The following is a 13733-nucleotide window of genomic DNA, read 5'->3' on the forward strand; positions in this document are numbered from 1 at the left end:
ACCCACCTGCCTCCACCCGCACCCCCACACCCGCCCTAGGGCAGGGCACCAGGCCTCACCCCTCCACCCGCACCCCCAGCCGCGCCGCGAGCACCGGTGCCAGGTCGAAGAGTTGGGCCGCCGAGATCACCGCGCCCGCCAGGGATTCCACCCCGCGCTCGATCTCCAGACGCTGGACGCCTCTCAGATCCACGTCCTTGAGCCGCGCCCCACTGAAGTCGACCCCCGTGAGCACGCAGTCCACGAACTCCACCCGCTCCAGCACCGCGCCCCCGAAGTCGAGCTCGCTCAGCACGCACCCCTCGAAGACGACGTCCTTCAGCTTCGCCGCCCGCAGGTTCAGGTAGTCGCTCTTCCCTCCCCGCACCACGACTCTCTCCAGCACCGCCCCGTGCAGCTGCGCCCCGCCGAGCCGCGCGTCCACGACCTCCACGTCCCGCAGCTGCGCCCCCGCCAGGACCGTGCCCACGCCCCGTACGCCCGTCAGCACCGAGTCGAGGAACCGCGCCCCCGTCAGCCGCGCCTCGTCGAGCCCGCACTCGCGCAGCGCGCAGTCCAGGAACCGCGCGCCCTCCCCGGACTGGCCCGCCAGGTCGAGCCCGGCCAGTTCGAGGCCGTCGTAGTCCCCGTCCGGCTCAAGCCCGCCCTCGTACGCCTCCAGGGGAGGGAGCCGCACCTCCGGCCGCCGGGCCCCCGCCACCGCCGCCTTCTTCTTCCGAGTCGTCGCCATGACCCCATGGTGATGTACGCCACTGACAACGCCTCCGATGTCACGAACCCGCCCCCGCCGCCCGTCCCCGTACAGGACCGGTCACGCACCCGACACGAGGGAGACGGACATGCGGAAGCTCACGATCATCGGCGGCGGCTTCGCCGGACTGACCGCGGCCATCACGGCCGCCGAGGCCGGCACCAGGGTGACCGTGCACGAGGCGCACCGCACCCTCGGCGGCCGGGCCCGTACGGCCGAGGGCCCGTACCGCACCAACGAAGGCCCGCACGCGCTCTACGCCGGCGGCCCCCACTGGACCTGGCTCAAGCAGCGCGGCCTCCTCGGCCCGCTCGCCCCGCTGCCGGCCACCGAAGGCCTCCGGTTCCGCTTCCACCGCGCGGGCGCCCTGCGCCGCACCCCGCCGCTCGGCTTCCTGCGTCAGTCCCTCCGTACCGCCGGGAAGGCCCCCGTGGACCTCGACTTCCACACCTGGGCCGCCGGGCTCGCCGGTGAGCGGGCGGCGCGCGAGGCCGCCGCGTACGCCGGGGTCGCGCTCTTCCACCACGACCCCGGCGCGCTCTCCGCCCGCTTCGTGCAGGAACGCCTGCACCGAGCCGCCGCCGTGCCGCCCGAGGCGCACTACGTGCGCGGTGGCTGGGGCGAGTTGATCGAACGGATGGTCGCGCGCGCGTGGGAGACGGGCGTACGGATCGAGACGTCGTCGCGCGTCGAGAGCCTCGACGACCTTCCGGCCGGCGACGGGCCGGTGATCGTCGCCACCTCCCTGCCCGCCGCCGCCCGGCTCCTCGGTGACCCTTCGCTGACCTGGGAGAGCGGCCGTACGGTCCTGCTCGACCTGGCGCTGCGCGGCCGGAAGGGCGACCCGTTCGTGATCTCCGACCTGGACGCGCCCGGCTGGATCGAACGGTTCACGGCCCAGGACCCGTCACTCGCCCCCGCCGGACAGCAGCTGATCCAGGCCCAGCTGCCCATCGGCCCCGGCGCGACCAAGGCGGACGGCGTCGCCCACGCGGAACGCCTCCTCGACCTCGGCTTCCGCGGCTGGCGCGAAAGGACGGTGTGGCGGCGGGAGTCGGTGTCCCAGGGGCGTACGGGAGCGGTCGACCACCCGGGCACGACCTGGCGCGACCGGCCGGCCGTCGACCGGGGCGCCGGCGTGTACCTGGTGGGCGACCAGGTGGCGGCGCCCGGCGTGCTGTCGGAGGTGTCGTTCACGAGCGCGGTCGAGGCGGTGTCACTGGCGCTGCGGGCGGACCACCTCGCCCTCAGGAATGCTTGACCTCAAGCATGGTTGAGGTCGGAGGCTTGCCCTTGTCGCCACGTCAGTCACATGACTGATAGCCAAACGACGAACGACGAACGGCCAACGGCCAACGGCCAACGGCCAACGGCCAACAACTCACGACACCGACAGGGGAACCACCATGCGCGCCATCCGCCTCCACGCCTTCGGCCCCGCCGAGAACCTCACGTACGAGGAGACGCCCGACCCCGTCCCCGGCCCCGGCCAGGTCCGCATCCGGGTCGCGGCGGCCGGCGTGCACCTCCTCGACACCGCCCTCCGCGAGGGCATGCAGGGCCCGTTCCCGGCGCCCACCACACTGCCCACCGTCCCCGGCCGCGAGGTCGCCGGCACCGTCGACGCCCTCGGCGACGACGCCGACCCGGACTGGCTCGGCCGGCGGGTCGTCGCCCACCTCGGCATGAACCCCGGCGGATACGCCGAACTCGCCGTCACCGACGCCGCCCGCCTCCACGCCCTGCCCGACCACCTCGGCGAGGCGGAGGCCGTCGCCATGATCGGCACCGGCCGCACCACCCTCGGCATCCTCCAGTTCACCGAACTCGGCCCCGAATCGGTGGCGATCGTGCCCGCCGCCGCCGGCGGCATCGGCACCCTGCTCGTCCAGTACGCGAAGAACGCCGGCGCCACCGTCATCGGCCTCGCCGGCGGCCCCGCGAAGGTCGCCCTCGTCCAGGAGAACGGCGCCGACCTGGCCGTCGACTACAAGGAGCCCGACTGGCCGGAGAAGGTCCGCGCGTACCTGGCCGGGCGCACCGCCACCGTCGTCTACGACTCGGTCGGCGGCGACACCGGACGCGCCGCCGTCGACCTGCTCGGCAAGGGCGGCCAGCACATCGTCTTCGGCTGGTCCAGCACCGGGCTCCACGACGGCGAGGCGCTCAGCTTCACGCCGGAGGAACTCGCCGCGCGCGGCATCACCTCGGAGTCCGTCCTCGGCCCGGCCATGCTCCAGAAGGCGGGCGGCGACGTCCGCAACCTCGAACTCGCCGCCCTCGACGCGGCGATCACCGGCACCCTCCGCCCGGCGGTCCACCGCTTCCCGCTCGCGGACGCGGCGGGCGCCCACCGCGCCCTGGAGACCAGGGGCACGACGGGCAAGGTGGTCCTGGAGCCCTGAGGCCGGGGCCCGGGGCTCAGACCCGGGACTCGGACCTCGGACCCGGGACTCGGACCCGGGACTCGGACCCGGGACTCGGGACTCGGGACTCGGACCCCGGACCCCGGACCCGGGGCTCAGACCCCGACGACGTCCCATGAGTGGGCCTTGAACTCCTTCAGGAAGTCGGGGTGGTCCTCCCACATCCGGGCGATGGAGCGCAGCACGTCCCAGTTCTGCTCAAGCGCCTGGTCCACCACGGGCCGCAGCTCCGCCGACCCGCGCTTCTCGACGAGCCCGCCGACGGCCGCCGCGGCCTGCACGGTGTAGCGCGTGGCCCGCAGAGCCCGGGAGGTGTCGTCCATGCCGAACCCGTGGTCGCTCCCGTTCGCGGGATCGAAGAGCGGAGTCAACCGCGCCTCGATGAAGGCCGTGATCCGCTGGAACCGCTGCTGAATGTCCGTATCCGTGTCCGTAGTCATGCCCCCTTTCCTACACCCCCGGCCGCACCCCCGGCCCACCGAGCTCGGCCAGTGCCCCGTCCGTCAGGCGGTAGACGGACCACTCGCTCTGCGGGCGGGCGCCGAGGGACTCGTAGAAGTCGATCGAGGGCTGGTTCCAGTCGAGTACGGACCACTCCAGACGCTCGTACCCGCGCTCCACGCAGATCCGGGCCAGCTCGCGCAGCAGCGCCTTGCCGTGGCCGCCGCCGCGCGCCTCCGGGCGGACGTACAGGTCCTCCAGGTAGATGCCGTGGACTCCGCGCCAGGTCGAGAAGTTGAGGAACCAGAGCGCGAAGCCGACCACGTCACCGGCCTCCGTCTCCGCGACGTGCGCGAAGGCGGCGGGCCGGGCGCCGAAGAGGGCCTCGTGGAGCTGCTCGGGGGTCGTACGGACCTCGTGGAGGGCCTTCTCGTACTCCGCGAGGTCGCGGATCAGGTCGTGGACGGCGGGGACATCGGCGGGCGTGGCTGTACGGATCATGGGACCAAGCCTGCCGCGACCGGCCCCCTCGTGGCGAACGAGATCCGCACGCCCACGAGGCCCGCCCACCCCACCCGCCTCACCCCCTCCCCTCCACCAGAATCCGCGCGACCTCCACCTGCTCCTCGTCCAGGCCCGGTTCGCCGTCCGCCACGTCCCAGAGGCCGTTCTGCAGGATCCGTCCCAGCGTCCACGCCACCGCGCGCCCCCGGTCGCCGACGACCTCGGCGAGCAGGTCGAACCTCCACAGGACGGCGTCCGGGTCGAAGCGGTCCACCAGCGCCGGCAGCAGGTCGAAGCCCGGGTCGCCGGCGAGGGGCTTGGGGTCGATCGCCAGCCAGGGTTCGCGACCGCCCGCCAGGATGTTCCCCAGGTGGAGGTCCCAGTGGAGCAGCCGGTCTCCCGGTTCGCCCGCCACTTCCCGTACCGCCGCCGCGCAGTCGCGCAGGACCGCCGCGTCCTCGTCGTCGAGGCGTACGAGCGCGGCGGGGACCTCCGCGAGCATCCCGGCCGCGATGTCGCCGAGCGTGCGCAGCCCCGGCGGCGCCGGGACCGCCGTCAGCCGGGCGAGCAGCCCCGCGACGACGCCGAGGGCCGCCCGGGTGTCGGCGACGGACGTCAGCGGCCGCGCCTCGTCGAGCCGCTCCAGGAGCATCGTGCCGGTCCCCGGGTCGTGGTCGAGGAGCCGTACGACGCCGCCACCGCCCCAGGCGCGCAGACCGACGGGCTCGCCCTCCGACTCCTCGTCGAGGAGCTGCATCTTCAGTGCCGCGCGGGTGCCGTCCGCGGTCCGCTCGACGGGCAGCACCAGGGAGGCCACCCCGTACATCGAGGGGCCCGTGACCCGCAGCCCCCACCGGCCGAGGAACTCCTCGGCGAGACCGGGCAGCCCGGCGACGAACGCCCGCCCGGCGTCCCCGTTGTACTTCGCCTGCGACGCCGCGAGTTCCTCGGGTACGTGCACCATGCCCCGAGCCTAGCCACCCCCCTTTCCGGAACAACGAAATCCGCAGCGCACCCGACCCCCACGAGCCCCCTCGAACGCAGGCCGGACCCCGGCCGCTCCCCGTCCGGTCCCCCTCCGGGAATCCCCGCCGAGGGACCCGTATCCAGCGGCGCGAGGCCCCGGGTAACGTCCCGCCCACGCACCCGGAAGAGGGATACACATGAGTACGGTCAACGGCGGCATCTCGTTCTGGTACGCGCAGGACGGCACCCCCGCTCCCCGCGAACCGCTCCCCGGCGACACCACCGCCGACGTCTGCATCGTCGGCGGCGGCTACACAGGTCTGTGGACCGCCTACTACCTGAAGAAGGCCGTCCCCTTCCTCAACATCACCGTCCTCGAGGCGAAGTTCTGCGGGTACGGAGCCTCCGGACGCAACGGCGGCTGGCTCTACAACGGCATCGCCGGCCGCGACCGCTACGCGAAGCTCCACGGCCACGAGGCCGCCGTCCGCCTCCAGCGGGCCATGAACGCCACCGTCACCGAGGTCCTCGACGTCTGCGAGACCGAGAAGATCGAGGCCGACCAGCACCGCGGCGGCGTCCTGGAGGTGGCCCTCTCCCCCGCCCAGCTCGCCCGCCTCAAGGCCTTCCACGCAGCGGAGCTCGCGTACGGCGAGACCGACCGCGCCCTGTACGGGGCGCGTGAGACCGCGGACCGTATCCGCGTCACCGGCGCCGTCGGCTCGTCCTGGACCCCGCACGGCGCGCGCCTGCACCCGGTGAAGCTGGTGAAGGGCCTCGCGGCCGCGGTCGAGGCCCTGGGGGTGGTGATCCACGAGTCGACCCCGGTCACCGAGATCAAGCCGAAGCACGCGATCACCCCGTACGGCACGGTCCGCGCTCCGTACGTCCTGCGCTGCACCGAGGGTTTCACCGCCTCCCTCGCCGGCCAGCGGCGCACCTGGCTTCCCATGAACTCCTCGATGATCGCCACCGAGCCCCTTGACGACGCGCAGTGGGAGTCGATCGGCTGGGAGGGCCGCGAGACCCTCGGCGACATGGCCCACGCCTACATGTACGCCCAGCGCACCGCCGACGGCCGCATCGCGCTGGGCGGCCGGGGAGTCCCGTACCGCTTCGGCTCGAAGACGGACAACGACGGACGCACCCAGCCGCAGACGATCGAGGCCCTCCGCGAGATCCTCGCCCGCTTCTTCCCGCAGCTGGCGGGGGTACGGGTGGACCACGCCTGGTCCGGTGTCCTCGGCGTCCCGCGCGACTGGTGCGCCACGGTCACCCTCGACCGCTCCACCGGCCTCGGCTGGGCGGGCGGCTACGTCGGCTCGGGCGTCGCCACGGCCAACCTCGCGGCCCGCACCCTCCGCGACCTCATCAAGGAGGACTCGGGCCAGTCGGGCCCCACGGACCTGACGGCCCTCCCGTGGGTGAACCACAAGGTCCGCAAGTGGGAACCGGAGCCGCTGCGCTGGCTCGGGGTCCAGACGATGTACGCGGCCTTCCGGGGCGCGGACCACCGCGAGGCGACGGGGCACGCGGCGACGACGGACAGGGTGGCGGTGCTGGCGAACCGCCTGAGCGGCCGCTGAGGGGCAGTCCGCCGCCGGGGCTCTTCGGCTGGGGCCACCGCCCCGCCGAAGAGCCCCGGAGTCTCACTCCACCTGGATGCCGAAGTCCCCCACGAGCTCCTCGAGACCGCCCCGGTACCCTTTCCCCCCGAGGACGAAGTCCCAGTCGCCCCCGGCGCGCCGCCGGAAGGAGCCGAGGACGAGTGCCGTCTCGCCGGGCCGCCCGTCCGAGACGACGAGCCGGTCGAGCTCGGTCCCGGAGTCGTCACGCAGCCGGATACCGGCATCCGTGAACCCCCCGAGGTCGGCGTCGGGGTTCACCTCGGGGTCGACGGCGGCGACGAGCACGAGGCGGTCGGCCCGGGTCGGCAGCGCGTCGAAGCCGACGCGTACGGCGACCCGGTCGCCGGGTGCGGCGGCGGCCATGGAGACCGAACCGTCGGGCGTGGAGCGGTTGTTGAAGAAGACGAACCACTCGTCGCCGAGGACCTGGTTGCCGGAGCAGACCAGGGCGCAGACGTCGAGCGCGGCGGAGCCGGCCCAGTCCATGCCGAGCAGGTTGAAGTCGGCGTCGGCCTCGACGGGCGACGTGTCGGCCTCGGCGGGCGCGTCGGTCTCCACGGGCGCGTCCACGGCGGCGGCCCGTGCCGTACCGGGACCCAACCGCCCCCGGAGCCCGTGCTGATGGAGCAGGTCGACGAGCTCGGTCCCGGAGATGAGGGTCAGGGGCTTGCCGTTGGCGAAGGTGTACGAGCCGGGCCCGAACTTGGAGGTGGTGACGAGGACGCCCTTGTTGGCGCCGGCGCCCTGCACGGTCCCGTACAGATCGCGTACGGCGGACGGGGGCACGGTGTTCCGGTACCGCTTGACCTGGACGAGGATGGAACCGCCGCTGATGGGGTCGGGGTCGAGGGCCTCGACGTCCACGCCACCGTCGTTGGAGCGGCGGGTGGTGAGGGCCTGGAGCCCACGGGCCCGGAAGAGCTCGGCGACGAGCCCTTCGAAGGCGATGGGGTCCATGGCGAGCAGATCGGGTTCTTCGCCGTCGCCCTGGACGACGACGTCCGGACTGACCTGATCGGGCGTCAACAACGGCACCACGGAGACGCGCTCGTCGGGCTTGGCGGCGAGCCGGCCGCCGAGGGCCCCGGTCAGGCATTCCACGGCCGCGACGAACTCCAGGTTCAGGCGGTCGAAGACGTTCCGCTCGACGGCGACGGAGGCCACGCAGACCTTCCCGGCGAGCCCGGTGGCGGGATCGACCCCGTCGACGTACCCGTTGAGGGTGACGGCCTCCAGGGCGCCGAACCGGTCGGCGGCGAACAGCTCGCGCACGGCGAGGAGGACGCTCTGCGCGATCACGTCCTTGTAGAGGGCGCGACGCTGCGTGACCGGCCGGGGCACCTCCTTCTCCTGGTCGGTGCTGGGCAGGTACTTGACGCCCTTGGCCTCGGGCACGACCTCGTACCCGGGCAGGCCCCAATCGAGAACGAGCCTGCGCGCGCCGCGCTCGTAGGCGGCGGACACCTCCCGGGGAAAGCCCTCGGGCCAGCCGGTGGACGCGAAGAGCACGGCGGAGAAGAACTCCACGACGGTCTCGGCCTCACCGGCGCGCAGCGCCGTCTCGGTCCCGGCGACCCCGGCGTTGTGCGCCCGTACTTCGGCGATACGGGCGGAGGCCCATTCCTCGTACTGCCTGCGATAGGCGGCGAGTTGCTCGACGCGCCGGGCCTCGGCGGCCTGCGCCGCGTACCAGTCCCGCTCGAACCGCGCCCGCGCGTCGCGCTCGGCCTGGGCCCGCCCGGAGACGGGCTGATAGAACCGCTGATCGGGCATGGCGACCGGCTCCCCGAGGGGCCCGGGCGAGAACGGCGGTACCGACTCCTCCCGCCGCAGCGACCCCACGGAGAAGGTGGGCGCCCGACACCCGGCCGCGAGCAGCCCCTCCAACAGGGCGACACGCTGCTCCACCTCCCGCGTCCGCCGCAACGCGTCCGCGTCCCGCTGCTGCCGATAGGCGGCCCGCTGCTCCCGCTGCATCCGGGCGACATCCCGCTCGTACGCCCGCTGCGCCCGCTCGGCGTCCCGCTGCTGCCGCAGCACCGCCTGATGCTGCCCCTCCCGCTGCCGCTGTGCCACCCGCTGCTGCTCGGCCCACACCCCGATCAGCCCCCCGCCCCGCCGCACCATCAGCCCCACCCCTCCCACCGAACACCCCACACCACCGGTACACCCCCGTAACCCCAAGTGTCCCGGACAGCCCCCCTCCAGAACACCGGAACACCAACGCCGCCCGCCCCAGACACACGCCGACGATCGGCCGGGCAACTGCGCGCGACCCACGGCGGGCGGCGGGGACGAACAGGCTCGGCATCCCGCCGACGTAAGGAGAGCGCCATGGACGCGCGCGACGTCTCGTCCCTGCACGACTCGATGCGGAAGTACGGAATCTCCGGGCACCTCAAACCGGAGGACCCACAGAACCCGGCGGGCCCCTGGTGGGTAGCCGGCCCCACCGGTCAGGACATCACCGAGGCCACCGTCGCCGCTGCGGCCGCCGCCGCGAGCAGAAGGCCCACCCGCGGGTTCGTCATCGCGGGCTAGCCACCCGAGGCGAAGAAACCGCCAACGCGCCGAACTTGGCAGATCGGTGGCTCTCCCGAAACTTGCGGCTACTTCTTGCCTTGGTTCGTGATCCGACCTGGGACGTTATCCGACTGTGGGCCTCTGACCTGGGGATCAGCGGTCATGACCTGTCACCATTGCCCACCTCAGGTCATCCTCACGGCCCCGGAGACGGCCCAGCCGCCCGGCAGTTGCCCATCAGAGGTGTTGCTTTGCTGCCCTCACCAGATGGGCGATGCCGTCCCGCGTGGACACCCTTCGCTCAACCAGCTCCGACCGGCTGTCTGTCTTGTGCACGGATGTGATCTCAGCAAGCAAACGTTCGCCCTCGCGACTCAGCTCTTCATCGTCGGTGAGCATCTGCATGCGGAACAGAGCCTCCTGGGCCTTGGATCTGAGGTCGTACGCCCGGATCTGCACAACCTCAGCGGCTTCAGGAGGAGGCTGCTCATGCGTACAGAACCAAAGGTGCACAAGACACCGCCGGTAGTTGATCAAAGCCGCCGCATAGATCGTGTATGCGTCCAGTCGCTCCTGACGCAGTTTCTCGTCACGTGTGAACTGTTGACCTCGCTCAGTGGTGCGCCGCTGAACTCCCAGAGTGATCCCTGAACCAAGCAGCGTGCCCAAGACAGCGATGGCGCTGGCGATTATGGCTTCCACCCCAGCAGGAGACCACGGCTGAAGGCGCTCTGTGATCGCTTTCCGCAGGAGTGGCTGCGACGCATACCAGGAGGAGCAAAGCCTCCGTGCAAGCAGAGCTTGCGGTGCATACCGCGCCCCCTCCCACCAACCACCCGAACTCCCATCCCGTCTGCCGTCGACCCACACGTATGTGGAGCGGGCGCGGCGCGAGGCGGAGCACGCCACTGTACGAACGACCCGGACGCCCGGTGCTGCATGCGGTCACGGAGCCGCTTGGCATCGACGAGGCTGCTGGCCAGGCCTCACTGATCTACCAGCACATGACGAGCGACCGCGATCAGCACTCGCGCCATGAGCCCCCTGTCGGGTTCGAACCGCCGCCTCCCGCCCACAAGTTCGATTGTGGGGTCTTGAGTGGGCGAGGTCCACTGTTGACGGCTCTTGCGGTTGGCCGGGTGCGACCGCCCCGTCCGCCGTCGTTGATGTCACCCGTGGATGTCAGACCGGCCTGACATCCTGCGCCCGTGAGAATGTCATGGGCCGACTTCTGGGCACTGATAGCCACCCTGAACAGCGAAGCCACTGAAGAGAGCTGCCACCGCCTCGCTGAGGAGCTGAGCCGCCGTCCCGTGACCGACATCAGCGGTTTCGCGGAACGCCTCGCCGAGGCCCTCTACCGCCTGGACCAGGAGAAGTTTGGCACCCTGCCCCTGGTCGACCTGACGGGCCGGTTCGGCAGCCCGTTCCCGCAGTCATCGGACGTGTTCCTGTACGCGCGCTGCGCTGTGGTGGCCGCGGGTCAGGCCGTGTGGGAGAGCGTCTTCTTCGACGCCGACAAGTTCACCCCGTACACCGCCGGCGAGCGCAACGGCGAGTGGCTGCTGTACGTACCGGACAAGGCGTACGAGCTGGCCACCGGCAAGGAGTGGGACCGCTCCACCCGGTACTGCGTCGAGAGCTACTCCAACAGGGACGGCTGGCCAGACCTGCGGAGCTGAGGCGAGCTACCGCTTGATCGGGATAGCCGCGTCTTCGGGCTCGTCAGAGGCACGCCGCGCGGTCACCAGGTAGCCCGCGAAGCCAACGTCCGGCCTGGCCTTCGCCCACCCGTCCGCCGCCTTGACCGGCACCAGAACGGTCGTGCCCGGAACGGGGTAGTTCACCTTGTCCGTAGCGCCCGGGGGTACGCCGAAGCGGCAGTGCACCTCGACGATCGACACCACCTCAACCGAGGTGGGCGCCTGCCCCTCCCCCTGACCGTGATGCTCCTCGCGGAAGTCGATCTCATCCGCACGTTCGCTACCGACAACGTCGGCATAGTCCTCCGGATCGACCTCCAGCAGCGTCCACGAGACAACATCCCCTGGCGCGAAGCTCCCTCCGCAGCACTGCATCTGCCAGTCATCGACCCAGATCGTCAACGTCATGTCGCCATTGTCTGCTGCCCGAAGCCCGTTGTTGTCGACAGTGGGCGTCAGCGAAACAAGTTAGGGATGGGGCAGCGCTCCAGTGGTTCGTCCTGGCGGTCAGCCCAGTGCCACCAGAGAACTCGGTCCGGGCAACGCCACCGTTGTTCCCCTTGGTTTCCCGCCCGATCGGGCGCGGATGGGGCACGGTCCTCCCTCGCTGGCATACGCGGGATCGCATACTGGCTGCATGTCCTCGCCGCAGCGGTTCCGGGACTCCCGGCACACGAAGTACCACTTCATTGATCATGTGCTCGTGCGTTGCCCGAAGTGCGCTGGGATCGCGCACGTAGCCCCGACTGCATCCGCGTCCGGGGACGCGAGTTCTTCGATGTTCGCAAAACGTCGTCTCGTCTGTCGGGCGTGCGGCATGACGCGTGAGGCCGCCGGCGGCCTCCGTCTCTTCCGGGGAACTGGGGAGGCCACGGACCCGTACTTCGGCCTGCCGCTGTGGTTGCAGGCTGAGACGCGGCATGGCTGGCTGTGGGCTTACAACCCCGAGCGTCTGGACCTGATCAAGCGGTACGTACAGGCAGCGTTGCGCGAGCGAGCCCCCTCGGATGCGGAGGCCCACAAGAAAATGACACTCGTCGCCCGGCTGCCCGACTGGATCAAGAGCGCGAAGAATCGAGCCGAGGTCTTGCAGGCCATCGAGCGCATCCGGGCTTCGTTGGTGCACTGACAAGCGCCAGCACCCACCTTCCCCCAACTTCCATCCCGTCTGCCGTCGACCCACACGTCGTGGAGCGGGTACAGGTCTTGGTGTCCAGACGACATGCTCATCAACCACGGTGATACCGGTACCGACGCGGAGCGACCACACCGGCCTTCCCCGTATCGCGGCAACAGCTGCTCCCCGCCCGCCCATTCCCGGTGGTGCGGTCGCCTCACGCTCCCGTCATCCGTGACGGCGGGGGTACGACTGTTTCTGCTGCCCATCAACCCAAGCCGCAGGCGCGCGAACGGCGCCCGGGCTGGAGCGGGGCGTAGACAGGAGCGCAGGCCCGGGCGCCGGGCCGCGCGCACCGCGCCGTGTGCGGCTGGTGCCTTGATGAGGTAGAGAAAACTTGTAACAGCTCCCCCGCTGCTCCTCGGCTACGCAGTGGTGAGTGCGTCGGCGATGGCGTGCATGTCCTCGGTGATGACCTCGGCCTGTGCTTCGGCGAACAGATCTGCCTTGTGCGGCTTGTTGGCGTAGCCGATGACCGTCGCCCCGGCTGCGTGAGCCGCCTGGATGTCCGTGAGGGAGTCCCCGATCAGGGTGCAGCTCGTGACGTCGATGTGCATCTGCTCGGCTGCCGTGATGAGCGGGAACGGGTTCGGCTTCATCAAGTGCGGCTGCTCCGAGGGGCGACCCACGATCTTCGTGACGTACTCCTCCAGACCGTGCAGCTCCAGGAAGGCCCGTACGCACGCAGCCGAGTTGTTGCTCACGACCGCTACCCCTCGACCCGCCGCACGTGCAGCCTGGAGTGTTTCTGCCGCTCCTGGGGTCGGCTGCCCCGCCACCGCGACGGCTCGCACCTCGGCCGCTGTCAGAGCCTGCTCGATCTTCTGGCCAAGCTCGGTGTCGGCCTCGTGCGCGATGCGCAGGACCTCGATCGGGTCGTCCGTCTCGGCGGCCTTCGCGCCCGCGGCTTCGTCCTGGGCGGAGAGGAGCACGGTCAGCTCCCTCGCGACCTCGGGCGCCGATAGCCCCGCGAACACGTCACAGACGGGGCCGTCGAAGTCGAAGAGGAGGACGCGGGCGTTCGCCAGGGTCTCGGTGAGCGGGTCAGTGTGCGTCAAGGTCGAAGTCCCTTCCGATGGTCTCCCAGACACTGTGAACCACATCAGGGCCTGCGGACCTGCTCGGCTCCGCCAAGTCATGGCAGTCATGTCGCCGACATGGCTAGCTTGGCACGGCCGTGATCATGCAGAAGGGCCGGCGCCGGGGAAACCTCCCCCGCGCCGGCCCTCGCCATGAGCCCCCTGTCGGGTTCGAACCGACGACCCCCGCTTTACAAGTCCTGGCGGGGGCAGGACGGGTGGTGCCGGACGGTGTTGTTCCGTCCGGCACCACCTGGTCAGACGGGCCGAGCGGTACCGCGCGATCCAAACGAAACCGAACCGTGCCGGACCGTCCGCTCACGCATTGCTCACGCACGGACAGCACCGCGGTCCACGGATCGAGGTCGATCCGACGAGGCATCCCATCGGATGAAATCCAGCGTGTGGAACCCGGCGATTCCACCGCGGCACCTGCCCTGGCCACCGCCCGACTCGGAAAAGCGAGGGCCCAGGGGGAACCGTCAACAGCCGCACCAGCATCGCCCACTCCCCCCAGGGAGACTCCCTGCCCCAC

At 71.2% G+C, this 13733-nt stretch carries 14 protein-coding genes; 6 read left to right on the plus strand and 8 right to left on the minus strand.

Annotated features, from left to right (window positions below):
• Positions 1 to 55: 55 nt before the first annotated feature.
• Positions 56 to 730: a pentapeptide repeat-containing protein gene (locus tag ACIRB7_RS04365; RefSeq protein WP_403592097.1), complete on the minus strand. Its 675-nt coding sequence runs from the start codon at positions 728 to 730 to the stop codon at positions 56 to 58.
• A 109-nt stretch (positions 731 to 839) separates the two neighbouring features.
• On the opposite strand from ACIRB7_RS04365, the gene ACIRB7_RS04370 reads away from it, so the two are divergent.
• Positions 840 to 2012, plus strand: coding sequence for an NAD(P)-binding protein (locus ACIRB7_RS04370; RefSeq protein WP_403592100.1), 1173 nt, complete (start codon positions 840 to 842; stop codon positions 2010 to 2012).
• A gap of 145 nt (positions 2013 to 2157) precedes the next feature.
• On the plus strand, positions 2158 to 3156 hold the full coding sequence (locus ACIRB7_RS04375; RefSeq protein ID WP_403592102.1) for a zinc-binding dehydrogenase: 999 nt from the start codon (positions 2158 to 2160) through the stop codon (positions 3154 to 3156).
• Between the two features lie 116 nt (positions 3157 to 3272).
• On the opposite strand, the gene ACIRB7_RS04380 is transcribed toward ACIRB7_RS04375, so the two are convergent.
• The 3 genes from ACIRB7_RS04380 to ACIRB7_RS04390 form a co-directional block, all read right to left on the minus strand.
• The gene (locus ACIRB7_RS04380) at positions 3273 to 3617 is read right to left on the minus strand and encodes a hypothetical protein (RefSeq protein ID WP_403592105.1); all 345 of its coding nucleotides are present in this window, start codon (positions 3615 to 3617) and stop codon (positions 3273 to 3275) included.
• Between the two features lie 10 nt (positions 3618 to 3627).
• Entirely contained in the window at positions 3628 to 4119 is a 492-nt protein-coding gene (locus tag ACIRB7_RS04385) for a GNAT family N-acetyltransferase (RefSeq protein WP_403592108.1), read from the minus strand.
• Positions 4120 to 4198: 79 nt separating this feature from the next.
• A complete protein-coding gene (locus ACIRB7_RS04390; RefSeq protein WP_403592111.1) occupies positions 4199 to 5086 on the minus strand; it encodes an aminoglycoside phosphotransferase family protein in 888 nt (295 codons plus the stop codon).
• A gap of 199 nt (positions 5087 to 5285) precedes the next feature.
• Here ACIRB7_RS04390 and ACIRB7_RS04395 point away from each other — a divergent pair, with 199 nt between their 5' ends.
• Positions 5286 to 6674, plus strand: coding sequence for an NAD(P)/FAD-dependent oxidoreductase (locus ACIRB7_RS04395; protein ID WP_403592113.1), 1389 nt, complete (start codon positions 5286 to 5288; stop codon positions 6672 to 6674).
• 63 nt (positions 6675 to 6737) lie between these two features.
• Here ACIRB7_RS04395 and ACIRB7_RS04400 read toward each other — a convergent pair whose 3' ends face one another.
• The gene (locus ACIRB7_RS04400) at positions 6738 to 8843 is read right to left on the minus strand and encodes a restriction endonuclease (RefSeq protein ID WP_403592508.1); all 2106 of its coding nucleotides are present in this window, start codon (positions 8841 to 8843) and stop codon (positions 6738 to 6740) included.
• Between the two features lie 207 nt (positions 8844 to 9050).
• Here ACIRB7_RS04400 and ACIRB7_RS04405 point away from each other — a divergent pair, with 207 nt between their 5' ends.
• The gene (locus ACIRB7_RS04405) at positions 9051 to 9257 is read left to right on the plus strand and encodes a hypothetical protein (protein ID WP_403592116.1); all 207 of its coding nucleotides are present in this window, start codon (positions 9051 to 9053) and stop codon (positions 9255 to 9257) included.
• Between the two features lie 219 nt (positions 9258 to 9476).
• On the opposite strand, the gene ACIRB7_RS04410 is transcribed toward ACIRB7_RS04405, so the two are convergent.
• Positions 9477 to 9941: a hypothetical protein gene (locus ACIRB7_RS04410; RefSeq protein ID WP_403592119.1), complete on the minus strand. Its 465-nt coding sequence runs from the start codon at positions 9939 to 9941 to the stop codon at positions 9477 to 9479.
• A 512-nt stretch (positions 9942 to 10453) separates the two neighbouring features.
• Here ACIRB7_RS04410 and ACIRB7_RS04415 point away from each other — a divergent pair.
• Positions 10454 to 10921, plus strand: a complete 468-nt coding sequence (locus ACIRB7_RS04415) for a DUF4240 domain-containing protein (protein WP_403592511.1) — start codon at positions 10454 to 10456, stop codon at positions 10919 to 10921.
• 6 nt (positions 10922 to 10927) lie between these two features.
• Here ACIRB7_RS04415 and ACIRB7_RS04420 read toward each other — a convergent pair whose 3' ends face one another.
• On the minus strand, positions 10928 to 11350 hold the full coding sequence (locus ACIRB7_RS04420; RefSeq protein WP_403592122.1) for a DUF6578 domain-containing protein: 423 nt from the start codon (positions 11348 to 11350) through the stop codon (positions 10928 to 10930).
• 409 nt (positions 11351 to 11759) lie between these two features.
• Here ACIRB7_RS04420 and ACIRB7_RS04425 point away from each other — a divergent pair, with 409 nt between their 5' ends.
• The gene (locus ACIRB7_RS04425; protein ID WP_403592125.1) at positions 11760 to 12071 is read left to right on the plus strand and encodes a hypothetical protein; all 312 of its coding nucleotides are present in this window, start codon (positions 11760 to 11762) and stop codon (positions 12069 to 12071) included.
• Positions 12072 to 12484: 413 nt separating this feature from the next.
• On the opposite strand, the gene ACIRB7_RS04430 is transcribed toward ACIRB7_RS04425, so the two are convergent.
• Positions 12485 to 13177: an HAD family hydrolase gene (locus ACIRB7_RS04430; protein WP_403592128.1), complete on the minus strand. Its 693-nt coding sequence runs from the start codon at positions 13175 to 13177 to the stop codon at positions 12485 to 12487.
• Positions 13178 to 13733 lie beyond the last annotated feature (556 nt).

It is taken from the genome of Streptomyces sp. NPDC093795 (assembly GCF_044764665.1).
In the GTDB taxonomy this organism is placed as follows: Bacteria; Actinomycetota; Actinomycetes; order Streptomycetales; family Streptomycetaceae; genus Streptomyces.

Bases quoted from the DNA above. Each gene is read 5' to 3' on its own strand.
- ACIRB7_RS04370 (WP_403592100.1), top strand. From the start codon at position 840: ATGCGGAAGCTCACGATCATCGGCGGCGGCTTCGCCGGACTGACCGCG.
- ACIRB7_RS04385 (WP_403592108.1), bottom strand. From the start codon at position 4,119: ATGATCCGTACAGCCACGCCCGCCGATGTCCCCGCCGTCCACGACCTG.
- ACIRB7_RS04405 (WP_403592116.1), top strand. From the start codon at position 9,051: ATGGACGCGCGCGACGTCTCGTCCCTGCACGACTCGATGCGGAAGTAC.
- ACIRB7_RS04395 (WP_403592113.1), top strand. From the start codon at position 5,286: ATGAGTACGGTCAACGGCGGCATCTCGTTCTGGTACGCGCAGGACGGC.
- ACIRB7_RS04420 (WP_403592122.1), bottom strand. From the start codon at position 11,350: ATGACGTTGACGATCTGGGTCGATGACTGGCAGATGCAGTGCTGCGGA.
- ACIRB7_RS04375 (WP_403592102.1), top strand. From the start codon at position 2,158: ATGCGCGCCATCCGCCTCCACGCCTTCGGCCCCGCCGAGAACCTCACG.
- ACIRB7_RS04380 (WP_403592105.1), bottom strand. From the start codon at position 3,617: ATGACTACGGACACGGATACGGACATTCAGCAGCGGTTCCAGCGGATC.
- ACIRB7_RS04425 (WP_403592125.1), top strand. From the start codon at position 11,760: ATGACGCGTGAGGCCGCCGGCGGCCTCCGTCTCTTCCGGGGAACTGGG.
- ACIRB7_RS04365 (WP_403592097.1), bottom strand. From the start codon at position 730: ATGGCGACGACTCGGAAGAAGAAGGCGGCGGTGGCGGGGGCCCGGCGG.
- ACIRB7_RS04400 (WP_403592508.1), bottom strand. From the start codon at position 8,843: ATGGTGCGGCGGGGCGGGGGGCTGATCGGGGTGTGGGCCGAGCAGCAG.
- ACIRB7_RS04390 (WP_403592111.1), bottom strand. From the start codon at position 5,086: ATGGTGCACGTACCCGAGGAACTCGCGGCGTCGCAGGCGAAGTACAAC.
- ACIRB7_RS04415 (WP_403592511.1), top strand. From the start codon at position 10,454: ATGTCATGGGCCGACTTCTGGGCACTGATAGCCACCCTGAACAGCGAA.